General features: G+C 63.4%; 22 protein-coding genes. 9 read left to right on the top strand and 13 right to left on the bottom strand.

Features of this window, described 5'->3' with window-relative positions; translation table 11 throughout:
• Positions 1-19: 19 nt before the first annotated feature.
• From LB526_RS05560 to LB526_RS05530, 7 genes are all read right to left on the bottom strand, one after another.
• Complete coding sequence (locus tag LB526_RS05560; RefSeq protein ID WP_224524387.1) at positions 20-1,195, bottom strand: serine hydrolase domain-containing protein; 1,176 nt, start codon at positions 1,193-1,195, stop codon at positions 20-22.
• A gap of 29 nt (positions 1,196-1,224) precedes the next feature.
• Positions 1,225-2,421 (bottom strand): serine hydrolase domain-containing protein, encoded by a 1,197-nt coding sequence (locus tag LB526_RS05555; protein WP_224524385.1) that lies wholly within the window; start codon positions 2,419-2,421, stop codon positions 1,225-1,227.
• A gap of 121 nt (positions 2,422-2,542) precedes the next feature.
• A complete protein-coding gene (locus LB526_RS05550) occupies positions 2,543-3,571 on the bottom strand; it encodes an extracellular solute-binding protein (RefSeq protein ID WP_224524381.1) in 1,029 nt (342 codons plus the stop codon).
• A gap of 45 nt (positions 3,572-3,616) precedes the next feature.
• The gene (locus LB526_RS05545) at positions 3,617-4,429 is read right to left on the bottom strand and encodes an ABC transporter permease (protein WP_224524379.1); all 813 of its coding nucleotides are present in this window, start codon (positions 4,427-4,429) and stop codon (positions 3,617-3,619) included.
• Positions 4,422-5,369 (bottom strand): ABC transporter permease, encoded by a 948-nt coding sequence (locus tag LB526_RS05540; RefSeq protein WP_224626696.1) that lies wholly within the window; start codon positions 5,367-5,369, stop codon positions 4,422-4,424. The genes LB526_RS05545 and LB526_RS05540 overlap by 8 nt, the downstream gene beginning before the upstream one ends.
• The gene (locus LB526_RS05535) at positions 5,369-6,472 is read right to left on the bottom strand and encodes an ABC transporter ATP-binding protein (protein ID WP_095766400.1); all 1,104 of its coding nucleotides are present in this window, start codon (positions 6,470-6,472) and stop codon (positions 5,369-5,371) included. Before LB526_RS05535 ends, LB526_RS05540 begins: the two co-directional genes overlap by 1 nt.
• Positions 6,473-6,613: 141 nt before the next feature.
• A complete protein-coding gene (locus LB526_RS05530; protein WP_224626693.1) occupies positions 6,614-8,281 on the bottom strand; it encodes an amidohydrolase in 1,668 nt (555 codons plus the stop codon).
• A gap of 250 nt (positions 8,282-8,531) precedes the next feature.
• Between LB526_RS05530 and LB526_RS05525 the strand changes: the two genes are divergently transcribed.
• From LB526_RS05525 to LB526_RS05510, 4 genes are all read left to right on the top strand, one after another.
• Positions 8,532-9,185 (top strand): TetR/AcrR family transcriptional regulator, encoded by a 654-nt coding sequence (locus tag LB526_RS05525; RefSeq protein WP_224626691.1) that lies wholly within the window; start codon positions 8,532-8,534, stop codon positions 9,183-9,185.
• Between the two features lie 42 nt (positions 9,186-9,227).
• Positions 9,228-10,259, top strand: a complete 1,032-nt coding sequence (locus LB526_RS05520) for a histone deacetylase family protein (RefSeq protein ID WP_224626688.1) — start codon at positions 9,228-9,230, stop codon at positions 10,257-10,259.
• A 431-nt stretch (positions 10,260-10,690) separates the two neighbouring features.
• Positions 10,691-11,401, top strand: coding sequence for a helix-turn-helix transcriptional regulator (locus tag LB526_RS05515; protein WP_095766396.1), 711 nt, complete (start codon positions 10,691-10,693; stop codon positions 11,399-11,401).
• Positions 11,398-12,168, top strand: a complete 771-nt coding sequence (locus LB526_RS05510; protein ID WP_140541759.1) for a helix-turn-helix transcriptional regulator — start codon at positions 11,398-11,400, stop codon at positions 12,166-12,168. Before LB526_RS05515 ends, LB526_RS05510 begins: the two co-directional genes overlap by 4 nt.
• Before the next feature lie 161 nt (positions 12,169-12,329).
• Here LB526_RS05510 and LB526_RS05505 read toward each other — a convergent pair whose 3' ends face one another.
• The 6 genes from LB526_RS05505 to motA are packed head-to-tail and all read right to left on the bottom strand — an operon-like array spanning position 12,330 to position 17,214.
• Positions 12,330-12,767: a hypothetical protein gene (locus LB526_RS05505; RefSeq protein ID WP_095766394.1), complete on the bottom strand. Its 438-nt coding sequence runs from the start codon at positions 12,765-12,767 to the stop codon at positions 12,330-12,332.
• Between the two features lie 17 nt (positions 12,768-12,784).
• Positions 12,785-13,867 carry a flagellar biosynthesis protein FlhB gene (gene flhB / locus LB526_RS05500; RefSeq protein WP_224626684.1) on the bottom strand — a complete coding sequence of 361 codons (1,083 nt, stop codon included), beginning with the start codon at positions 13,865-13,867 and terminating at the stop codon, positions 12,785-12,787.
• A 24-nt stretch (positions 13,868-13,891) separates the two neighbouring features.
• Complete coding sequence (locus LB526_RS05495) at positions 13,892-14,914, bottom strand: flagellar motor switch protein FliG (protein ID WP_224626682.1); 1,023 nt, start codon at positions 14,912-14,914, stop codon at positions 13,892-13,894.
• A 43-nt stretch (positions 14,915-14,957) separates the two neighbouring features.
• Positions 14,958-15,338 (bottom strand): flagellar motor switch protein FliN, encoded by a 381-nt coding sequence (gene fliN / locus LB526_RS05490; RefSeq protein WP_140541755.1) that lies wholly within the window; start codon positions 15,336-15,338, stop codon positions 14,958-14,960.
• Between the two features lie 30 nt (positions 15,339-15,368).
• Entirely contained in the window at positions 15,369-16,304 is a 936-nt protein-coding gene (locus tag LB526_RS05485) for a FliM/FliN family flagellar motor switch protein (RefSeq protein ID WP_224626680.1), read from the bottom strand.
• A gap of 34 nt (positions 16,305-16,338) precedes the next feature.
• Positions 16,339-17,214 carry a flagellar motor stator protein MotA gene (motA, locus tag LB526_RS05480; protein WP_095766389.1) on the bottom strand — a complete coding sequence of 292 codons (876 nt, stop codon included), beginning with the start codon at positions 17,212-17,214 and terminating at the stop codon, positions 16,339-16,341.
• Between the two features lie 147 nt (positions 17,215-17,361).
• Here motA and LB526_RS05475 point away from each other — a divergent pair, with 147 nt between their 5' ends.
• The 5 genes from LB526_RS05475 to flgB all read left to right on the top strand — a co-directional run bounded on the left by LB526_RS05475 (position 17,362) and on the right by flgB (position 21,957).
• Positions 17,362-18,483, top strand: coding sequence for a DUF1217 domain-containing protein (locus LB526_RS05475; protein WP_224524368.1), 1,122 nt, complete (start codon positions 17,362-17,364; stop codon positions 18,481-18,483).
• Positions 18,484-18,490: 7 nt separating this feature from the next.
• Positions 18,491-19,213 (top strand): flagellar basal-body rod protein FlgF, encoded by a 723-nt coding sequence (gene flgF / locus LB526_RS05470; protein ID WP_224524366.1) that lies wholly within the window; start codon positions 18,491-18,493, stop codon positions 19,211-19,213.
• A gap of 4 nt (positions 19,214-19,217) precedes the next feature.
• Entirely contained in the window at positions 19,218-20,624 is a 1,407-nt protein-coding gene (gene fliI / locus LB526_RS05465) for a flagellar protein export ATPase FliI (RefSeq protein ID WP_224524362.1), read from the top strand.
• A complete protein-coding gene (locus LB526_RS05460) occupies positions 20,605-21,381 on the top strand; it encodes a hypothetical protein (protein ID WP_224524359.1) in 777 nt (258 codons plus the stop codon). Before fliI ends, LB526_RS05460 begins: the two co-directional genes overlap by 20 nt.
• Before the next feature lie 195 nt (positions 21,382-21,576).
• A complete protein-coding gene (gene flgB / locus LB526_RS05455; protein ID WP_140842048.1) occupies positions 21,577-21,957 on the top strand; it encodes a flagellar basal body rod protein FlgB in 381 nt (126 codons plus the stop codon).

Below are 21,957 nucleotides of genomic sequence, written 5' to 3'. Positions count from 1 at the left end.
GAACCAGCCTCTGACCGGCTCAAACCATGCCGCTCAACGCTTCGAAGAACGCCACGATGTCCCCATCCAGCTTGTCGTCCACCGGTTCCGGCTGCGACGACATCTTGGCGATGACCACGTCCGTCTTCGGATTGACGTAAAGCCACTGGCCGTGAATGCCGATGCCGCAGAAGGCGCCGCTGTCGTGGCCGGTCTGATACCATTTGTTGCGGTAGCGTCCCTTCGGGAACAGGAACGCCATCGTGCCGCGTTGCCAGGCTTCATGGCTGCCGCCGGCCACCGTGTCGCGCACCCAGGCTTCCGGCACGATGCGGCGGCCATTGGCGATGCCGCCCTGCCGCATCATCTCGCCGATGCGGACAAGGTCGCGCGGCGTCATCGACATGCCACCGGCGGTGCGCGCCGTGCCTTCCATGTCGACGGTCACCGACATTTCGCTTCCAGCACCGAGCGGCTGCCACAGTTTCTCGCTGAGCAGGTCGCTGACACGCCTGCCGGAGGCCCGTTCGATCAGGATGCCGAGCACGTCTGAATTGGGCGAACGGTAGCGATAGGTCTGGCCATGCGGCTCGGCAAGCCGCTGGATGGTCATAAGGAACGCGGCGAGGCTTTCGGACCCGCCGCCGGGGTTCCACAGTGTCGAGCGGCGGTAGCGGGCGAAGGCGCTTTCCGGATCGAGATAGGCTTCCTCGAAATCGAGGCTGACCGTCATGTCGAGCACGTTGCGCACGCTCGCGTCGCCATAGGCTGAGCCCTTGGCTTCAGGGATGTAGTGCGTTACCGGCGCGTTGGGATCGAACAACCCCTCGCCTTCCAGTATGCCTGCGAGGATCGCCGTCACCGACTTGCTGATCGAAAAGATGATGTGGCGCGCTCCGAACGGCATGTGCGGCGCCGACCAGTCGCCGAAAGGCTTGCCGGCCTTCAGGATCGTCAGCCCGTCCGTGTTGGAACGCTTCAGGAAGCTCTCGACGGTCTCGCTGCCGCCGGCAAGCGATATCTTTTCCTCAAGCAATGCGCCGAGCGATTTCGCTTGGCTCTCGCCGGCGGGCGCCGCCGCGATATGCGCGCTCGGCACCAGCTCGCCGACATTCTGGAACGACCATCGGTTGAACGGCGAAAGCCGCCAGTTGTCGAGCCGCACATCCTTGCGGGCAAAGCCGTATCTGGCCTCGAACGCGGTCTTGCCGCTCATGATGCTCTCCCGGATCTTGTTTTGCGGTTTCAGGTCAGCGCGGCGGCGATGGCATGCACCGCCTTCTGCGTCGCCACCGAATAGGCGGAATTGACGAAATCCGGATAGCTCGAAAGCTTCACAACGACCAACCTGTGTTCCCAGCTCATGTGGATCAATTGGCCGAACACGCCGCGGCACATCAGCGAGCGTGAGCGCGAATCCTCGATCCAGAATTGGTTGCGGTAGCTGCCGTCGGGAAGGCTCGGGCTGAAATTCGGCCCGTGCTTGCCGCTGCGTGTCGCCTCGATCCAGTCGGCCGGGATCACGCCGCCGCCATTGTCGAGGATCAATTGCCCGAAGCGGCCATAGTCGCGCAGCGTCGCATTGAAGCCGCCATCGGCCAGCGCATAGCCGGCGCTATCGACGGTGAAGCAGGCGCTCTCGTCGGCGCCGAGCTTCTGCCAGAGCTCTTCCGAGACCAGCTGCGCCAGGCGCTTGCCGCTCACCCGTTCCATGATGAAGGCGAGCACGTCGGTCTCGATCGAGCGGTATTCGAACGCTTCGCCATGCGGGCGCACCTTGTCCTTCAGCCGCAGGATCAGCTCGAACAGGTGCGACGGCCACTCGAAGTCCGGGTCGCTGCCCGGCGGGATCGGCTTCCAGCCGGTCGCGACATCGACCTGGCCGATCTCGGAATAGCGGTCGGTATATTCCTCGGAAAAGCGCACGCCCGTCGTCATGTCGAGCACATGCTGCACCGTGGCGCCGGCCCAGCCGGTCTCGACAAGTTCCGGCAGATAGTCGGTGACCAGCTTGCCCGGATCGATCAGGCCGTGCCCGACCAGGATGCCGCACACCGCTCCGGTGACCGACTTCGCCATCGATTGCGACAGATGCAGCGTGCGCTCGTCCATGCCGTTGAAATAACGCTCATAGGCGATCCTGCCGTCCTTCAGCACCAGGAAGCCGTCGGCATAGGTTTCGTCGAGCAGGCTTGCGAGTGTCGTCGGCGCTCCGTTGCTGTCGACCACCGGCAGATCGTCGAGGTCCACCTCCGCGCGCTCGAGGCGATGGCGATGGCCGCTGCCGCGCCACACCTCGACGGTCGGCAGAAATTCGCGGATGTGCTGGAAGGCCCAGCGGTTCCAGGGCGGCCGGTCCCAGTCGAGCTTCGGCGGCACCAGCCTGGGTGGCGAGCCCTGCATAATCGGCGGCCGCGGATCGGAGTTGCGATAGGACGACAAGATTTCCTCCTCGATGCATGTCGCCCAAATGCGTAAGCGGTTTTTCGCAGAACGATATGCACAGAACCAGTCACAAGAAAGGGAGGCCGGAGCCTCCCCTCCTTCCATGCGCCGCGCTGTTTTATTTGCGCAGGTTGGTCCAGATCTTGTTGTAGATCTCCACCACGTCCGGCGGGCATGGCGGTACGAATTCCGGCGTCGGCGAGCCGGCCGGAGGGCTGATTTCCGGCGAGTTGGCAAACTCCGGCGGCAGGAATTTATGGCTGCCGGCGATGCCGTTGTCGTAACCGGCAAACTCGGAGATCAGCGCCGCGTTCTCAGGCGCCATGACGAAGTCCTGGAACAGCTTCGCGTTTTCGAGGTTCTTGGCGCCCTTCAGCACCGCGACATTGTCCATCCAACCTTCGATGCCTTCCTTCGGATAGGCATATTTGATCGCCGGAATCTTCTGCCGCGAACGGTAGCTGGCGCCGTTCCACTGCTCCGAGACGATGACGTCGCCGGAGGTGATCTTGGTGATGGTGTCGTAACTGAAGGTTTTCCACGACGGCTTGGCGGCCGTTAGGATGTCGTTGATTTTCTTCAAATTGGCCTTGTCGGCGCCGCACCGCGGCACGCCGGCATAGCGCTCGGCCGCATGCATGACGGTGTTGACGTCGTCCAGCATATTGATTTGGCCCTTCAGTTCATCGGGGGGATTGAACAGGATGGCCAGCGTGTTGATGTCGCCCTTGAACTTGTCCGTATTGACGGAGAACGCGGTCGTGCCGAATTGCCACGGCACGGTATAATGGCGGCCGTCGTCCCAATAAATGTTGAGGAAGCGCGGATCGATGTTCTTGCCGTTCGGCATCGCGTTGGGCTCGGTTTTTTCGAGCAGGCCTTCTTCGATCATGATCTTCACAGTGTAGTCGGACGGCACGACGATGTCGTAGCCGGAATTGCCGGCGCGCACCTTGGACAGCATGGTTTCGTTGGAATCGTAGTCGTCCAGCGTCACCTTGACGTTGTACTGCTTCTCGAATTTTTCGATCAGCTTGGGGTTGGTGTAGTCGCCCCAATTGTAGATGTGCAGTTCGCCGTCGGCGAGCGCCGGCACTGCCCATAGCAGAACGGCCGCGGACACGGCCGCCATCATCTTTCCAGACATTTTATGTTCTCCTTGCCTTCCCATTGTTGTGTTGGAGCTCGCGGATCATTTTGCTCGCCGCCGCGCGATCAGGAACGAGACCGAAACGAACAGGATCGACACCAGGAGCAAGATGGTCGAGATGGCGTTGATCTCCGGCGTCATCGGCCGCCGGATCTGGTTCCAGATGTAGAGGGGCAGCGTCGTCTGGCCGGGGCCGGCGACGAGTTGCGTGATGGTGAAATCGTCGAAGGAGACGATGAAGGCCAGCGCCGCGCCCGACATGATGCCGGGAACCAAAAGCGGCAGCGTGATGCGCTTGAAGGCGTTCCACGGCGTCGCATAGAGATCTGCTGCCGCGTATTCCAGCGTCAGGTCCATGTCCTCGAGCCGCGCCCTGATCGGCATATAGGCGAAGGGGATACAGAACACGGTGTGGGCGAGGATCAAATTGCCGATGCCGAAATTCAGCCCGAGCGTGCCGGCGATCAGCGCGAAGAACGAGAGCGTCGCCACCGCCGTGATGATCTCCGGCACCATCAACGGCAGGTTGATGACCATGAAAGCCGCGGCGAGCCCGCGCCATGGCTTCACCCGCGTCATGCCGATCGCGGCCAGCGTCGCGCAGATGGTTGAGACGATCGTCGCGGTCACCGAGATGATCAGCGTGTTCTTCGCCGCGCTATGGAATTCCTCGTTGAGCAGCGCGCTGCCGTACCAGTTGAGCGTGACGCCTTCCCAATGCGTGACCAGCGATCCGCTGTTCAGCGAGAAGATCATCAGGATCAGCACCGGTATATAAAGCACCAGCAAGCAGATGATAGCGATCGAGCGGAAGCCCGGCTGGTCCTTGATGTCCATGACGCGAGGCTCAGCCATGCTGCACCTTGCCCGACGTATTGCGGACATAGAAGTACAGCGCCACCAGCACTGCCGCCATCAGAATCAGCGCCTGCGCGCAGCCGAGCGGCCAGTTGCGGCCCGAACCGAATTGCTGCGCGATGAGATCGCCGATCATCAGGTGCACGCCGCCGCCCAGGATCAGCGGCGTCACATAAGCGCCGAGCGCCGGAATAAAGACGAGCAGGCAGCCGGCGATGATGCCGGGCTTGGACAGGGGGATGATCACCCGCCACAGCACCTGCCGGCGCGTCGCGTAAAGATCGTAGGCTGCCTCGACCAGGCGGAAGTCGAGTTTCTCCAGGCTCGAATAGAGCGGCAGCACCATGAACGGCAGGAAGGCGTAGAGCAGGCCGAGCTGGATGGCGAAATTGGTGTAGAGCATCGTGATCGGCCTATCGATCACGCCGAGCGCCAGAAGCGCATTGTTGATCAGCCCCTCGTCGCGGATGATGAACATGATCGCCAGCGTGCGGACCAGGAGGTTCGACCAGAACGGGATGGTAATCAGAAGCACCCACCAGTTGCGCTGCGCCGGCGGCCGCGTCGCCATGAAATAGGCGGTCGGAAAGCCGAGCAGCAGGCAGATGGTCGTCGTCACCACCGCGAACAGGAAGGAGCGCAGATAGATGATCAGGAAGTCCGGCGTGAACTGCAGCGTGTCGTCGAAAATGTCGCGCTGGAACAGGAAGTTCAGATAGGCGTCGGTCGAGAACTGCCACTGCACGCCGCCATAAGGCGCAGCGACCAGGAATGAATAGACGCAGATGATGACCAGCGGCAGCACGCCGAAAATGCCGATGATGATCAGCGCCGGCAGTGACAAGAGCCGGTTGCGCCGCGCGCTGGTTTTCACCGCCTGGGCTTCAAACAACGCGGCCTTGGAGAGCGGGGCTGAGGAGAGAGCAGCTGTCGTCATCAGTCTTTCAGGACGCGGGCGGCGTCCTCCTCGAACTGGATGCCGACCTTGGCGCCGGTCTCGTAGGTCACCGCGCTCGAACGGCTGTTCTGGTGGCGCACGATGAAATTCTCGCCGTCCCCGTCGAGTTTTACGTGGAAATGGGTGTCGGTGCCGAAATAGACGATGTTGGAGAGCGTGCCGGTAATCGTGCCCTTGGTCGGATCGGGTACCAGATCGGCATGCTCGGGACGCACCACCAGCGTCACCTCGCCGGTCGGATTGAAGCCTTCTGGATAGCCGGCACTAATCGTGGCGCTGCTGGCGAATTTGACCGTCGCCACGCCGCCCTGCTTCGACACCACAGTGCCGGGCAGGAAGTTCGTCTCGCCGATGAAGTCGGCGACGAAGCGTTCGGCAGGCCGGTCATAGATGTCGCGCGGCGTGCCGACCTGCAGGATCTTGCCGGCCGACATCACCGCGATGCGGTCGGACATGGTCAGCGCTTCCTCCTGGTCATGGGTGACGAAGATGAAGGTGATGCCGGTCTCGTTCTGCAGCCGCTTCAGCTCGATCTGCATTTCCTTGCGCAGCTTGTAGTCCAGCGCCGAGAGCGGCTCGTCGAGCAAGAGCACTTTCGGCTGCGGCGCCAGCGCCCGGGCCAGCGCCACGCGCTGCTGCTGGCCGCCTGAAATCTGGCTGGTGCGGCGGGCCTTCAGCGCCTCCATCTTGACCAGCTTCAGCATCTGGGCGACGCGCGCCTCGATCTCGGCTTTCGGCTTGCCCAGCATCTCCAGTCCGAAGCCGATATTCTGCGCCACCGTCATATGCGGGAAGAGCGCATAACTTTGGAAGACGGTGTTGACCGGGCGTTTGTAGGGCGGCAGCGGCGCGATGTCCTGGCCGTGCAGCAGAATTTCGCCGGCGGTTGGGAAATCGAAGCCGGCAATCAATCTCAGCAGCGTCGTCTTTCCGCATCCGGAGGGGCCGAGCAGTGTGAAAAACTCGTTCTCGCGGATCGACACCGATACCGTGTCGAGGGCGGCTACCTGGTTTTCGCCGGTTCCGAAAACCTTGCGAACACCGCGAACTTCGATCGCGTTCTTACCCGGTTGTTCCGGCACGATTACCCCATTGAGAGCGCCTGCTCTTGTCGGCAGGTGTGTTCCTGTTTTGATTGTCACCACAAGCCGGTCGGCTTGGCAACTGCGCAGCAGTGACTCGATCCCGAGTCCCCATTCAATTAAGCAATTCCTATGCCATCGTTAGGCTTGGTAGGTGATCCTCCCTCCACAGATGGTGGTCACCGGATGCACGGTGTGCAGCGCCTCCGGCGCGGTCGCCTCGATATCGGCCGACAAAACGACGATATCGGCGAGATATCCGGTTTTGAGGCGGCCCTTGCGATGTTCATTGAACTCCGCATAAGCGCCCTCGAGCGTGTAGCCCTCTATTGCCTCCTGCAACGAGAAGCTCTGGTCCGGCATGCCTTCTGCCCAAGGCTTGCGCATCACTGCCGCCTGGATCGACAGGATCGGATCGACCGGCGAGACCGGCCAGTCGGAAGCGAACACCACGCGCGCGCCTGCGTTTTTCAGCGTGCGCCAGGCATAGCTCAACGGCCACTTGTCGCGGCCGATGCGCGAGATCGTCGGCTCGAGCGGGAAGTTCAGTGCGCCGGGCGGATGCGCCGGCTGCATCGACGCCAACACGCCGAGCTCGGCGAAGCGCGGCACGTCGGCGGCCGTGATCACCTCGATATGCTCGACGCGATGCCGGCTGTCGCGCCGACCGTTCTTCTTCAGCGCCGCCTGATAGCCGTCGAGCACCGCCCGCACGGCGCCGTCGCCGATCGAGTGCACGGCAATCTGCAGGCCGCGCCTGTCGGCCTCGACCGCCACCTCGGCGAAATGCTCAGGCGAAAACAGCGGCTCGCCGCGCCATCCGGGGCGGTCGGCATAGTCGTCGACCATCACCGCCGTCCAGGAATCCAGCACGCCGTCATAGAAGACCTTGACCATGCCGGACGTCAGCCATTCTGAATTATAGGTCGCGGCCATTCGCGAGGCCTTTTCCAGCATCTCCAGCTTCATGAAGTTCTTGAAGTGGAACGGGATCTTGGTGCGGCAGAGCAGCCGCCCTTCCTTTTCCAGCCCGGCCAGCAGCTCCAGCTGATAGAGATTGCCGTCCATGTTCTGGATGGAGGTGATGCCATGCTTGGCGCACCACTCGAGGCCGCGATGCATCAGGTCCCGATCGGCAGCCAGTTCCTTCGCCGAAGGATAAGGATCGGGCTCCGCGCCTTCCAGGCCAAGCCGCGTCCGGTTGGCCCCGTAATGGTCGAGGACCGGTCCGAAGGCCTCGCCTTCGCGCAGCTCGCCGGCGGCGAGCCCGTCGGCCTCCATGACGATCTCGTTGCCTTGTCCGACCTCCCTGCCATTGAGCAGCCCGGCCTCTTCCAGGGCCTTGGTGTTCGCCCACATCGTATGGTGGTCCGAAGCCGACATGGCGAAGGGACGGTCGGGAATGATGCGGTCGAGATCGTGGCGCGTCACCGGCTCCGGCAGGATGGCATAGTCGACGCCGGCGCCGATCAGAAGCCTGGCGTCCGGGCGCTTCACCGCGAAGTCCTGGATCGCGTCGCGCAGCGCCTCGAAGCCGTGCACACCCGCCAGATGCAGATTGTCGAGCTCGGCCGCGCCGCCGAACAGATGCATATGCGCCTCGATGAAGCCCGGCAGAACGGAGCCGCCCTGTGCATCGACGACCTTTGTCGTCGGACCTTTGAGCTCCTCGATGGAAGGGCGGCTGCCAATGGCGATGATGGCGCCGTCTTTGACGGCAACGGCCTCGGCAGCGGGATTGTCATTGTCCATGGTCAGCACGCGGCCGTTGACGACCACAAGATCCGCACCACCATCCGCAACCGACATCGCGACTCCACATTTTGCTGAGGGACCGGCAACGCCAGATCCAACGAGCCGCCGCTCCACATGGACAGCGCCGTGGGACAAATCGATGCCGATGCGCCGTCTTCGAAATTCCCCTTGTTATCGTGGAAGACAGCGTGGATAAAGAATGCGACTGATTATTCGCGTTTGTCAACATGCCGGATTTAGAATGTACTGTGGACTGCACCGCACGCCGATGGCGAGGCCGAGCGGGGAACGGGGGCGACAAGCAGTGAAGCGCAGTCTCGACCGCAAGACCAGGATAGCGCTCGAACCGCGCAAGCAGCCGCGGCAACAACGGTCAAGCAAGGTGGTCGACAGGATTCTCGATGCGGCCCTGATCCTGACGCGAGAGCAAGGAACCAGAACGCCGACGACGCTCGCCATCGCGCAGCGCGCGGGCCTGTCGGTCGGTTCCGTCTATCAGTACTTTCCCAACAAGGAAGCCATTCTTCTGGACTTGGCCCGGCGCTGGCTGTCGTCTTTTCCCGAGGTGATCCGGAAACGCATCAACGTCCCTCGGCCGACCAACCGTGACGAGTTTCGGCGCGAGGTGCGCAAGCTCTTCGCCGACACATCGAGGCTCTATCTCGAAAACGCCACGCTGATGCCGGTGATCGAGGCCATATCCGGCAACGCCGACCTGAGGCCTATCCAGGACGAATACGACAAAGAGATCATCGCCCTTTACGCCGCGTGGCTGCGGCATGTGAATCCGGCGCTTGAAGACAAGATCGCAAGTCGGCTCGGCGTGCTGATGATGGAAGTCGGCCATGTCTGCCGGCTTGTCGGGCTGAAGAGGGACCGCAGGACATACGACCTCATCGAGGACGATGTGGAAACCATGTGGCTCGCCCTGGTCAGCCCCCATCTCAATCTCGAGTGATTTCGTACTTCCAATCGATTTCGCACTTCCAGGGGAGTTTCCATGAAAACTGTCTATTCGCCACTTCATGCCGGCCATTCAGGCCAGATGGAACTGGTCACGTCGGCCATCGTGCCGGGTTTCGAGAAGCCGTCGCGGGCCGAATTCATCAAGGCGCGAGTTGAGAGCGAGAAGCTCGGGCCGATCATCGGACCGACCGAGCACGACCTCGCCGCCGCGAAACGTGTGCATGAAGCCGCCTACATCGATTTCCTGCCGACGGTGTGGCCGCAATGGGTCGCCGCCGGCTTCACGGGATCGGCGATGGGGTTCACCTGGCCGACGCGCGGCCTGCGCGGCGATGTGCCGCCGAAGCGCGTCGATGCCTTGCTCGGCTATTATTCCTTCGACGCCGGGGCCACCTTCGTCGAAGGCACCTGGGCGGCGATCAAGTCGTCCTATGATGTGGCGCTGACCGCCGCCGCTTTGGTCAAGGACAGCGAGCGCAGCGCCTTCGCGCTTTGCCGCCCGCCCGGCCATCATGCCGGCGCTGCCTTCATGGGCGGCTACTGTTTCATCAACAACGCCGCCGTCGTCGCGCAGTGGTTCCGCGACCAAGGCGCCAAGCGCGTTTCAATCCTCGATGTCGATTACCATCACGGCAACGGCACGCAGGAAATCTTCTATCGCCGCGGCGACGTCCAGGTGCTCAACCTGCATGGCGATCCGATGGTCGAGTATCCCTTCTTCCTCGGCCATGCCGACGAGCGCGGCGAAGGCGACGGCGAAGGTTTCAACGTCAATTACCCGATGCCTTTCGGCACCGATTGGGACGGCTGGAGCGCGTCGCTGGAGGACGCCTGCGCCAGGCTCGCGGCCTACGCCCCTGATGTCGTCATCGTCTCGCTCGGCGTCGATACTTTCGAGAAGGACCCGATCAGCCAGTTCAAGCTGAAGAGCGAGGATTATCCCAAGATCGGTCGCCGTATCGCCAAGCTCGGCCTGCCGACGTTGTTCGTCATGGAAGGCGGCTACGCCGTGGAAGAGATCGGCATCAACGCCGTCGGCGTGCTGACCGGCTTCGAGGATCGCTAAGCCCCTGTTCAAGGCCATGCGCTCCCGGATGCAACCGGGGGCGTATTTTTTTACGACCTCGCCTCGAAATCATCGACTCAATTCAGCTTTGAACTACCGCCAAATAACGCGAAGACCGGCTGCTGAGTCGCAATGCGAGTCCATCGGATTCGATTTTGTCAAATCGCGTTTGATGTCAGATTCATCTGCGGGTAGATTAGACCCGAATCAGCCGGTCCACGGGGGCGCGGCGACCACCCAAAGTCTCGAGTCCGGCGCCAGGCCGGCACCAGACGCGGACGGTTTCGCGTTCCCTAGAAGGATTCGGCGCGGTTGGGCGCCGTTCGCGCCCGTGAGTGTGTCTTCGTAAACGTGACGCGTTTCGGGTCCGGCCGTTGGCTTCGCCAGCACCGGGCACAAGGATCGATTCCGGCAAGAATCCAAGAATTAAAATGAGCAGTCCCGCCGCGCTTCTCCAACCCGACGCTTCAGGCTCGCGCCTGACGTCGCGCGGCGATCTCACCAGCTTCTTCATGCAGCTCGCCGCCGATATCGGCGCCGACAGCTACATGCTGGTCGCCATCGTGCATGACCAGGACCGTAACGATGCGCGCATCGTCTCCTCCAACTGGATCTTCGACGCCATCGAGCTGATCGGCAAAAGGCTGATCGCCAATTTGGCGCTGGGCCCCTTGACCGTGGCGCCGGGCGTACGCCCGAAGCCGTTGGTGGCGGCGCACGCGCCCGACGCCGGCGCGTTGCTGACCGGCGAGGAAGCCCGCCTGCTCGACGTGCTCGGCCACGCCGAAATCTATTCGCTGCGGCTCAATGTCGGCCGGCAGCGCCTGTTCGTGCTGTTCTCGGCCGCCGAGGCAGGCAGGATCGACCTGGCCGCGCTGATGAAGGCGCAGCTCAAATGCTGCTATGCGCTTTCCAGCATCCCGCAGCTGATCGCGGCGGCATCCATGCAGGATCCGCTGTCGGACCGCGAACGCGAATGCCTGTTCTGGGTCTCGGAAGGCAAGACCACCGATGAGGTGGCCGTCATCCTCGGCGTCTCGTCGAACACCGTCAACAGCTACATCACGCACGCCATCCAGAAGTTCGCGGCCAGCAACCGCGCGATGGCGATCGCGACCGCGATCAGGAGCGGCATCATTTGAAGCACGCACAGGTCAAAGAGGCGGCCGCCGCCCTTTTCAACGATCAGCGCAATCCGTTCGGCGCCTTCTCGCTCGGCTCGGAGACCCATCAAGCGGTCACCATTCCGGATGCCGTGCGTCGCTGCCGCTGGATTGCTGTCGATATCAACGCCTCGGCCTTCGGTCTCTATTTCGTCAGCCCCTCGCCCGAGCGCGCGCGTCTCGTGGCGTGTTTCGATTCCGACTATCCCGGCACCGCTGTCGCGACCAAATTCATCTCCGGCGCCAATGGCGAGGACATGGTGCGCCATAGCCGGCTCTCGACGGCGCCGCGCTGGTGGGCCGACGACGGCAGCGCCGGATCGCGGCAGGTCTTCCACTCGCTCGCCTGGGCCGAGCCGACCACGCCGCTGGCGCCCGGCACCAACGGCATCGCCTTTCCGGTGCATGCCGATCGCGGCCAATGCGGGCTGGTCGTCTTTCTCGGCTCGGAGATCGCGCTGTCCGACGAAACGCTGTGCGAGATCCACGCCCGCTCCTTCGCGCTTTTCGCGGCGGTTGCCCGCATCCGCCCCGGCGACACCGGCAGGGCGCGTTCGATCTCCAAGCGCGAGCTGGAATGCCTGAAGCTGACCGCCAACGGCAACACCAGCGAGGAGATCGCCAAGCTCCTCAAGCTCTCGGTGCATACCGCCAACCAGTACCTCACCCAGTCGACGCAGAAGCTCAACGCGGTCAACCGCAACCAGGCGGTCGCCAAGGCGTTGCGGCTCGGCTTGATCGAGTGACGTCACGCCTGCGGCGCTGAACGTGCCGCGGCTAAAGCATGTCTCCCGAAAGTGGGAACCGGTTTCGGGGCAAAGACATGCGCAAAATCAAAAGCCTAAAGCGCAGAGAGCGAATCCAAAAGATTGCGACGCGCTTTAGGTTGGCTCGCCTGCTATCAATCTCAGGGGAATGCCAGCGGCTCGGTCCTGCGGATGCGAGCCTCTTCGATCGCGTCCTCGAGCAAGGCCGTGTTGTGCTCGGGCGTCTCGCCAGGCTTCTCGAACGACACGTAGTTGACCGTCACGGCTGCCTCGTGCTCGATCAGCGTAAGCTGGAAATAGACTGTCACGCCGCGCGGCCGAAGCTCGAGGTCGAGCACGATGCGCGGGCTGCCGCTCCAGTCGACATGCGCCTCGCCGCCATGGCCGAGCCGCAGCATGCCCGGCCGGAAGTAGAGCTCGGCCGCCGAATCCACCAGGTCCGAGAGGCAGGCGAAATGCTCAAGCCGGATGAAGGCGATATAGTCGGCAACGTCGATGAGCCTCAATTCGCCCACCACGGGCTCGATGGCGCTGGCGACGATCAGCTCGCGGGAATTGGCGTGTGGTTGCCGGTCCATGGGTTAGCGGCGTCCGTTCATTGGGTTGCTTTTCGCGCTGCCTTCTTCGAGTAGACGATCCGCACCAACTCGGCGACCGCCTGGTAGAATTGCGACGGGATCACGCTATCAACCGAAACTTGCTTGTACATGGAGCGCGCTAGCGCCACGTCCTCGAAGATCGGGATGTTGTTCTCCCTGGCGATCTCACGGATCTTGAGCGCCACCAGGTCCTGTCCCTTGGCCAGCACGATTGGCGCGGAATCCTCCTCGCGCACATATTTCAGCGCGATCGAATAGTGCGTCGGATTGGCGATCACCAGCGTGGCGCGCGGCACGGCCGTCATCATGCGTTTGCGCGCCCGGTCGCGCGCCAGCGAGCGCAGCCGCGACTTGACGATCGGATCGCCTTCCGACTGCTTCAGCTCGTCCTTGACTTCCTGCTTGGTCATGCGCAGGTCGCGCCGCCAGTGGAAACGCGACCAGACGATGTCGACCACCGCGATCAGCCCCATGACGAAGACGATCGCCACCAATATGTCGACGAAGATGCCGCGTATGACCAGGCCGAACGAGGCCGGATTGGTGATCATGCCGGCGAGCAGCTTGCGATGGTCTTCCGAGAGCGTGAAGCTCAGCACCGCGATGGCAAAGCCGAGCTTGGCCAGCGACTTCAGGAACTCGACCCAGCCCTGCACGCCGAACATCCGGCTCCAGCCCTTGGCGATCGAGATGCGCGACAGCTGCGGCCTGATCCGCTCGCCGACGATTTGCGGCATGTTCTGGAACACCGAGGCGCCGATGCCGGCAACCGTCAAGAGCACCAGCAGGCTGACGACGGCGCCGCCGATCTCGACCAAGACCTGCTTGTAGAGCGAGATGACGTCGGTCTCGGTGTCCATCGGCCAGGCTTCCGGCTTTTCCAGGAACGTCGACAGGAACATGCCGAGATCCACGATCGCGTCCTTGGCGTAGAAGACGGCGAAAACCAGTATGGCGAGGAAGGAGGCAAAGATCGCGGTCTCACGCGAATGGGGCAGCTTGCCCTGTTCGATCGTGTCGCGAATCTTCTTTTCTGTGGCTTCCTCGGTTTTGGAATCCTTGTCGACCGCTTCAGCCATGGCGCTCTGACCGGGCTATGATCGTCAGGCGGCTTCGGCGGTGGCGGTCTGCATCGAGGGCAGCTCGAAAGCCCCTTCGCGCGACAGCCGGATGGCGGCGACCGATATGCTCTTGCGCGCCGCCATGATGTCGGCAAGCGCGATGCCTTCCGATCCCTGTCCGAGCTCGGATTCGATCATGCGGCGGGAGCGTGCGCCGATCGCCGAGAGCACCGATTCGGCGAGTTCCGGCGGCGCGCCGCGCAGCGCCAGCGTGACCAGTTCTGTCGATAGCCCGTCGAACAGCAGAACCCGGGCTTTTTGCGGCAGCAGCGGCAGATCGTCGAAGGCGAACAGCCGCGACCTGACGCCGGCGAGATCTGGCGTGCCGGCTTCCTCCAGGTCCTGCATAAGGTCGTCCAGTTCCGGCTTCGCCATTTCATTGAGCATGCTGGCGACGCGCTCCTGGCCGGCAGTGGTGTCCCGGCTGGCTTTCTGCGACAGCACGCTCACGCGCAGCTGGTTCTCGACGATCCGCGATGCCGCGTCCGGGATGTTGGCCATTGTCACCATGCGCTTGATGATCTGGCTGCGCATCGGTTTTTCCATGGTGAGCAGCACGTTAGCGGCTGTCTGCGGCGCAAGCTTCGACAGCACCATGGCCGATGTCTGCGGATGCTCGCCCGCAAGGAAGCTGCCAAGGCGCGCCGGCTCGAGCTTTTCTAGGTCCGGCCATATCGGCGCAGGTCCTTCCGGGACAGGCTCGAATTTCTTGTCGCCCATGATGGCGCTCATTTCCTCGGGCGACAGCGATTCGTTGAGGATCGTGTCCATCCGGTCGGCTGAATCGAGCAGGCCGGCGCCCTCGGTGAACTCGGCTTCGAACTCGGCGACGATCCGTTCCAGATCAGCCTGCGGAATGGTGCGTAGGAGACGCGCGCCCTCGATCAGCGCCTTCAGCTCGTCCTGTTTGAAGAATTTGAGCAGGCGGCTGGCCGCGGGCTTGCCCATGGCCACCAATATGGCCGCCGCCTTTTGCGGACGTGTGAGCGCCAATGCCGTCGTCATACGTGTTGTCCTCGCTGCCGATTGGTCCGCCCGCTGGCCATTCTCAGGCGCTCTTCGTCGCGGCGATGATTTCGGTGAGCCGGATGCCGAAACGCGTCGGATCGCTTTCCAGCACCGTGATCTCGCCGCGCGCTATTCTGCGGCCGTTGACCACGACGTCGACCGGCTCGCCGATGCGGCGGTTGAGCGCGACGGTGGAACCCTTTTGCAGCGCCATCAGCTCCGACACGGGCATCTCCGTGCTGCCGAGGATGATCTGCACGTCGACCGGAATGGTCATGATGATCGAGGAATTGGCACCCGAATACAGCGCCCCATCCGGGCGCTTTTCCTCTTCCCGCAGCACGCCGCGCAGTTCCTCGATGGCGCGGTCGAGCTGTTCGTCGGGCTGATCGGGTTCGGCTTCCACCTTGGTTTTTGCCATCTGTCGTCTCCATGAATCCCGTGCCTGGCGTCAGCCCGGCATCAGTCCGTCGATGAAATCCTGCCCGGCGTCATGCGGATGGCTGATGCGGACGGTGTAGTTCTGCCCCAGCTTGCCGAACTCGCAGACAAACAGGGTCTTGTCGCGGGCGCCGAGCCTGGCGTTGACCTGCGCGTTCTCCTCCAATTCGATCACCTGGCCGGGCTCGAACGCGGCGAGGTCGCCGAGCGTCAGCCGGGCGAGCGGCATCGTCGCTTCGAGCCGGACGGTCGAGCGCATCACCTCTTCGGAGAAGCGGGCCCGCCAGTCGAATTCACTGGCTTCGCCTTCTTCGGTTCTGGCGGTGGCTCCGCGCGTAGACAGAAGGACGCGCTGCGGAATCATCACCGTGATGGTGCCGGTATCGGTCGGCGTGGAGACACCGAACACGATGCGGACCGCGGCGCCGTCGCGCAGCACGCGCCGCCTCGCTTCGCCGCCCGACGTCGCCTTTGGCACCGGCAGGCGCAGCTCGAGCGAGCGCTTGCCCGATCCGTTGAGCGCCGCCGCGACCTCCTGGAACACCATGGTCGCGACATCGGCCTCGATCTGCGACAGGTCGCGCTCGATCGGCGCCACCGGCTGGTCGGGATCGCCGCCGAACAGCGCGCTCACCATGACGGCCACCGCATGCGCATCCATCACCAGCGTCATAGCGTCGGCCGAGGCCGGCGAGGACACGATGGTCAGCGCGAAGGCATCGCCGGCGCGCGACCGCGCCTCTGGAACGCGGCCGACCTCTACCACTTGCAGATCGACGGTCACCGCCGCGCCGAGTTCTGCGACAAGCGCCTTCTGCAGCAACGGCAGCGCCCGCTCGGCCATGCCGCGGCCGACGCCGATCACCTGCGCCGCCTCGCCGCTGTCGCCGACGAGCCGCTCGATGATCAAGGCCCGCGTTTCTGACGGACTGGCCGGACTGGTCATGACGGCAGGCGGCCCTGTCTGCGATGGAGCATGCTCAGGCCGCCTTCTTCTCGGCGGTGCCGGCGTTCATGGTGCTCTGCTCCACCGCATCGATCGTCGGACGTTCGTAAGAGGATATGGTCTTGCGGCCGAATTCGATCGCCACCTGCGGCAGGGCGCCGTTCATATACGCAAGCAGTGTCTGTTTGACGATGATGTAGAGGCGGTTCTTCTTTTCGCGCACCGTCTTGATCTTGGTGGCAACCGGACCGACCACGGCATAGGACAGGAAGATGCCGAGGAAGGTTCCGACGAGTGCCGCGCCGATCAGGCCGCCGAGGATTTCCGGCGACTGGTCCAGCGCACCCATCGCCTTTACCACGCCGAGCACGGCCGCGACGATGCCCAGCGCCGGCAGGCCGTCGCCGACCGCGACCATCGCGTGATAGGCCTTCAGCTTGTCGGTACGGATCGTCTGGATCTCCTCGTCCATCAGCGCCTCGATCTCATGCGAGCGGGCGTTGCCGATGATGATGATGCGGCAGTAGTCGCAGATGAAATGGGTCAGGTCGTGGTTCTTCAGCACGGTCGGAAAGGCCTGGAAGATGGCCGACTCCTCCGGATTGTCGATATGCGCCTCGACCTCGCTGCGCGACTTCGAGCGCAGTTCGCGCATCAGGCTGTGCAGGACGCCCAGCGTCTCGAGGTAGTCGCGCTCCTTCGGCACCGCCTGCTTGAAGGCTTCGAGAATGCCCTTGCCGGTATCCTTGACCGTCTTCATCGGATTGGCGACGAGGAAGGTGCCGAGCGCGGCGCCGCAGATCACCACCGCTTCCCACGGCTGCAGCAGCACATGCAGATGGCCGCCCATGGCCATAAAGCCGCCGAGAACGCAGCCGAGCGTCACCACAAGTCCGATCAGAATGCCCACGACAGGTCCTTCCGCATGTCACATCGTGGATCAGGGATAGTCCCCGTGCCTTGTGTGAGGCTTGAATCGAGGCAGCGAACGCGATTCAGCTTCGCGCAAGGAAGTGACGCTATCGTGCGGGGATAGCTTCGGCCGGAGGCATGCCCTTTGCTTAGCACCTACATCAGCTACCAGTTGATCGCCAAAGACATCCCTAAGTCTATCGCCCGCATCGAGCAGCAGCCGACGGTCGATCGCGATACCCAATACTATCTGGCCAACATCACCAAGGTGAAATCGATCGACGATTTCGTCAACAACGACCGCCTGTTCAAATACGCCATGAAGGCTTACGGGCTGGAGAACATGGACTATGCCAAGGCCTTTATGGTCAAGGCGCTGAAGGAAGGCGTCTCCAATCCCGACAGCTTCGCCAACAAGCTGACAGACAAGCGCTACGCGCAGTTTGTCGCCGCATTCAACTTCGCGGCGGATGGCGCCGATGCGACGGTGTACAATCCGGCGCAGCAGCTGGTCACGAAGAACTACGCAATGCAGGCTGAGATCGCCGGTCTCGACCCGGATTCGGACTATGTGAAGGGCGAGACGACATATTATCTCGCCAACATCACCAAGGTGAAATCGGTCGACGACCTGATGTCGAACGACCGGCTCTACACCTACGCGCTGGCCGCATTCGGTCTCGACTCCGCCACCGAAGACAAGGACCTGATCAGGCAGGTCCTTGAGGGCGGTGTGCGCGATCCGGACAGCGTTGCCAACAAGCAGACCAACAAGGCCTATGCCGGGCTGGCCTCGGCCCTCAACTTCGAGCAGTACGGCGCAAATGCCACCACCTATGTTCCAGCGCAGCAGCCGACCGTCGACAAATACCTGCGCCAGACCTTGGAAGAGGACGCCGGCCAGACCAACGAGGGCGTGCGGCTGGCGCTCTATTTCCAACGCAAGGCGCCGGACATCACCAGCTGGTACGACGTGCTGGCCGACACCGCTTTGGCCAGCGTGGCGCGTACCGCGCTCGGCCTGCCCGATTCCTTCGCTACCGCCGACATCGACAAGCAGGCGCAGCTGTTCGAGCAGAAGCTCGACATCAAAGACTTCACCGACCCCGAGAAGCTCAGCAAATTCCTGACCCGCTTCACCAGCATGTACGAGATCAACCACCCCACCTCGACAGCGGTGACGTCGGTCAGCGTGCTCTTCGCGCAGCCGACCAGTGTCGGCATATCCACCGACCTGATGATGGCCATGCAGCAGTTGAAGTTCTGAGAAGATCATGCAGGATAGCCTTTACGTCGCCCTTTCCTCGCAGATCGCGCTCGAGCGCCGTCTCGACACCATCGCCGACAACGTCGCCAACGCCTCGACAATCGGCTTTCGCGCCACCGGCGTGAAGTTCGAGGACGTGGTTTCGGGCACCGGGCCGAAGTCCGTTTCCTTCGCCTCCTCCGGCAAGACCTATCTTTCCGGCGCGCATGGCGCGCTGACCGAAACCGGCAACCCGTTCGACTTCGCCGTCCAGGGCGACGCCTGGTTCGCCATCGAGACGCCCGCCGGCACGGTGATGACGCGCGACGGCCGCTTCTCCATGAACGAGAACGGCGAATTGATGTCGATCGAAGGCTACCCCGTCCTGGACGGCGGCGGCGCCCCGATCCAGCTCGATCCGCGCAACGGCCCGCCCAAGGCGGGCGCCGACGGCTCGCTCAGGCAGAACGATCAGCTGGTCGGCGCGATCGGCCTCTATAATTTCGACCCCGGCGAGAATTTCGTCCGCTACGGCAATTCGGGTGTCGTTCCGGCGCGCACGCCCGAACCCGTCACCGACCGTTCGGACGTCGGTGTCGCCCAAGGATTTCTGGAAGAGTCGAACGTCAACCCGGTGCTGGAAATGACTCGGCTGATCCAGGTGCAGCGCGCTTTCGAGAACACGGCGGCGCTGATGCGGCAGGCCGATTCCTCCACCGACGACGCGATCAAGACGCTCGGCTCGAAGTGACGGCATGACGACCGGCTCGTCCCTGTTGCGCGCTTCCGACAGCCCGGCGGATACTGGACGGCCCGACAGGTTGGCCGCGCTCGAACGCATCTGGCAGCGGTTCGACGATCCGCAGGCACTGCTTTCACGCGGCGGCCGCGTCGTCGAGATCTCGCCGACGCATTACAAGGTCCGCGGCCTGTCCGGGATTGCCAGGCTCGGCGACATCGTCGAGCAGCGCGGCAAGGCCGGCGCACGCCGCGGCGAGATCGTCAAGATCGGCAGCGACGAGGTGGTGGTCGCGCCTTTCGAACGCAGCGCCGACGCCGGCATCGGCGATGCCGTCTTTCGCCGCGGCCCGCTCGCCGTCGCGCCGCATGTTTCCTGGCGCGGGCGCGCCATCGATGCCTTGACCCGCGTCATTGACGGCGGACCGCCGCTGATCAGGCCGAATGCCGCCGAGGTCGCGCATCGCGCGACGCCCGGCGCCCTGGCGCGTCAGCGCGTCGGCACCGGCTTCCTCACCGGCGTCAGGGTCATAGACATCTTCACGCCGCTCTGCTTCGGCCAGCGGCTCGGCATCTTCGCCGGCTCCGGCGTCGGCAAGTCGACGCTGCTTGCGATGCTGGCCGGCGCCGAGGCCTTCGATACGGTGGTCGTGGCGCTGATCGGCGAGCGCGGCCGGGAGGTGCGCGAATTCCTCGAGGATACGATCGGCGCCCAGAGCATGGCCAAGACCGTCGCCGTCGTCGCCACCAGCGACGAAAGCGCCATGATGCGCCGGCGCGCGCCCGATACAGCCATGTGCGTGGCAGAGCATTTCCGCGACCAGGGCCATCGCGTGCTGCTGGTGCTGGATTCCATCACCCGCTTCGCCCATGCGCTGCGTGAGGTGGCGACGGGAACCGGCGAGCCGCCGGTCGCGCGCGGCTATCCGGCCTCGGTCTTCACCGACCTGCCGAAGCTGCTCGAACGAGCCGGGCCGGGGGCCGAAGGCAAGGGTTCGATCACCGCCATCATCTCCGTGCTGGTCGACGGCGACGACCACAACGATCCGGTCGCCGATTCGGTGCGCGGCATCCTCGACGGCCACGTCGTGCTCGACCGCGCGCTTGCCGAGCAGGGTCGTTATCCGCCGGTCAATCCGCTGTCGTCGATCTCGCGCCTCGCCGACAAGGCCTGGAGCACGGAGCAGCGCATGCTCGTGACAAGGCTGAAATCGATGATCGCGCGCTTCGAGGACACGCGCGACATCCGTCTGCTGGGCGCTTACCAGAGCGGCGCCGATGCCGAGCTCGACATCGCGGTGCGCCAGGTGCCGCTGATCTATGAGGCGCTCACGCAATCGCCGAGAGACCGCGCATCGGCCGATCCGTTCGCCGACCTCGCCCGCCACCTCAAGGGGAAGCTGAATGGCGATCAAGGAGACTGAGCTCCAATACACCGAGCGCATGTTGCGCGACATGCTTGCCGAGGCCGAGGCGGCGGAGAAAGCCGCTGCCGATGAAGCAAGAATTGCCAGGAACAAAGCCGCGCGCGCCAGGACGGAGAAGGCGACGGCTCTTCTAAACAGAGCCAACAGGCCGCATCCGCCGAGAGCGACCGCCGACATGGCGCAGGCCAGCCGCGATTCGTTGCTCGATGGCCTTTTTCCCCGCACCGAGTGGCCGGAACCGCCGAAAGCCCAGTTCCCGCGCCTCGCCGACAAGAGCGCGGACCGCCGCAGCGATTTCGTCATCGCCGCGCTCGGCATCACGCTCGGCCTGATCTGCGCCCTGTTTCCCTGGTACATCTTCTTCAACCAGGAGCAGTTCGGCGTTCAGGCCATCAAGTTCGGCGGCAGCGGCAGCAATTCCGGACGCGAGGGCGGCGGCGTTGTGGCCGAACGCAGCGAGCCGCTGACGGTCAAGGACATTCCCAATGCCGATATCGACCTGTTTGCCACCGGAACGGTGCAGGACGACCCCGCGCCGGCGCCCGGCGATCAGCCCTTCCCGGCCGCCGCTTCGGAATTCAAGATGGTGCATGTCGCCAACGGCCGCGCCATGATCGAGGACGATACCGGTCTGTGGATCGTGCAGCGCGGCTCCGTCCTGCCAGATTCCAGCCGCGTCGCCTCGATCGAGCAGCGCGGCGGCAAATGGGTGATCGTCACCAGCGCCGATAAGGTGATCCAGCTCTCGAAGTAGCCGCTAGAGCATGATGCCGAAAAGTGTGAAGCGGTTTTCGGACGACGTCGTGCTCTATTCCTTGATTTAGAAGCGGATTCAGATTTCAGGTCCATAGAACAGAAATCATACGGCTCCAGGGCGCAAGCCCACCCCGCGCAAGGTCCACGCAAGACTGGCCGCCTAGTCTTGCGCGTACTTGCCCGGGAGATTCCCATGGAACCCGTAAATCTTTTCGATCTCGCCACGCGGCAGTCGCAATGGCTGGCCGTGCGCCAGTCGGCGATTGCCTCCAACATCGCCAATGCCAACACGCCCGGCTACACCGCCAATGACGTCGAGCCCTTCGAAAAGGTCCTCGACCGGACCGCGGTGACGCTTGCCGCCACGCAGACTGGCCACCTTGGCGCCAAAGCGGCCAATGCCGGCTTCAACGTCAAGCCGGAGGACCCTGACGGCGCGATCATGCCGTCGAAGAACACCGTGGTTCTCGAACAGGAGTTGATGAAAGCCGGCGAGGTTCGCCGCTCCTTCGAGCTCAACACGGCGATCGTCAAGGCCTTCCACTCGATGATGACGATGGTGGTGAAGAGCTGA

Source organism: Mesorhizobium sp. CA6, assembly GCF_020165035.1.
Classification (GTDB): domain Bacteria; phylum Pseudomonadota; class Alphaproteobacteria; order Rhizobiales; family Rhizobiaceae; genus Mesorhizobium.
Note: the sequence above shows the minus strand (reverse complement) of the source record. Positions and strands in the feature narration are given on the sequence as shown.

What these genes read in the sequence shown, in the direction of transcription:
- flgB (WP_140842048.1), top strand. Translation starts at nt 21,577, where the DNA reads ATGGAACCCGTAAATCTTTTCGATCTCGCCACGCGGCAGTCGCAATGG.
- flhB (WP_224626684.1), bottom strand. Translation starts at nt 13,867, where the DNA reads ATGGCTGAAGCGGTCGACAAGGATTCCAAAACCGAGGAAGCCACAGAA.
- LB526_RS05495 (WP_224626682.1), bottom strand. Translation starts at nt 14,914, where the DNA reads ATGACGACGGCATTGGCGCTCACACGTCCGCAAAAGGCGGCGGCCATA.
- LB526_RS05460 (WP_224524359.1), top strand. Translation starts at nt 20,605, where the DNA reads ATGGCGATCAAGGAGACTGAGCTCCAATACACCGAGCGCATGTTGCGC.
- fliI (WP_224524362.1), top strand. Translation starts at nt 19,218, where the DNA reads ATGACGACCGGCTCGTCCCTGTTGCGCGCTTCCGACAGCCCGGCGGAT.
- LB526_RS05530 (WP_224626693.1), bottom strand. Translation starts at nt 8,281, where the DNA reads ATGTCGGTTGCGGATGGTGGTGCGGATCTTGTGGTCGTCAACGGCCGC.
- fliN (WP_140541755.1), bottom strand. Translation starts at nt 15,338, where the DNA reads ATGGCAAAAACCAAGGTGGAAGCCGAACCCGATCAGCCCGACGAACAG.
- LB526_RS05560 (WP_224524387.1), bottom strand. Translation starts at nt 1,195, where the DNA reads ATGAGCGGCAAGACCGCGTTCGAGGCCAGATACGGCTTTGCCCGCAAG.
- LB526_RS05505 (WP_095766394.1), bottom strand. Translation starts at nt 12,767, where the DNA reads ATGGACCGGCAACCACACGCCAATTCCCGCGAGCTGATCGTCGCCAGC.
- LB526_RS05550 (WP_224524381.1), bottom strand. Translation starts at nt 3,571, where the DNA reads ATGTCTGGAAAGATGATGGCGGCCGTGTCCGCGGCCGTTCTGCTATGG.
- flgF (WP_224524366.1), top strand. Translation starts at nt 18,491, where the DNA reads ATGCAGGATAGCCTTTACGTCGCCCTTTCCTCGCAGATCGCGCTCGAG.
- LB526_RS05515 (WP_095766396.1), top strand. Translation starts at nt 10,691, where the DNA reads ATGAGCAGTCCCGCCGCGCTTCTCCAACCCGACGCTTCAGGCTCGCGC.
- LB526_RS05485 (WP_224626680.1), bottom strand. Translation starts at nt 16,304, where the DNA reads ATGACCAGTCCGGCCAGTCCGTCAGAAACGCGGGCCTTGATCATCGAG.
- LB526_RS05520 (WP_224626688.1), top strand. Translation starts at nt 9,228, where the DNA reads ATGAAAACTGTCTATTCGCCACTTCATGCCGGCCATTCAGGCCAGATG.
- LB526_RS05540 (WP_224626696.1), bottom strand. Translation starts at nt 5,369, where the DNA reads ATGACGACAGCTGCTCTCTCCTCAGCCCCGCTCTCCAAGGCCGCGTTG.
- LB526_RS05545 (WP_224524379.1), bottom strand. Translation starts at nt 4,429, where the DNA reads ATGGCTGAGCCTCGCGTCATGGACATCAAGGACCAGCCGGGCTTCCGC.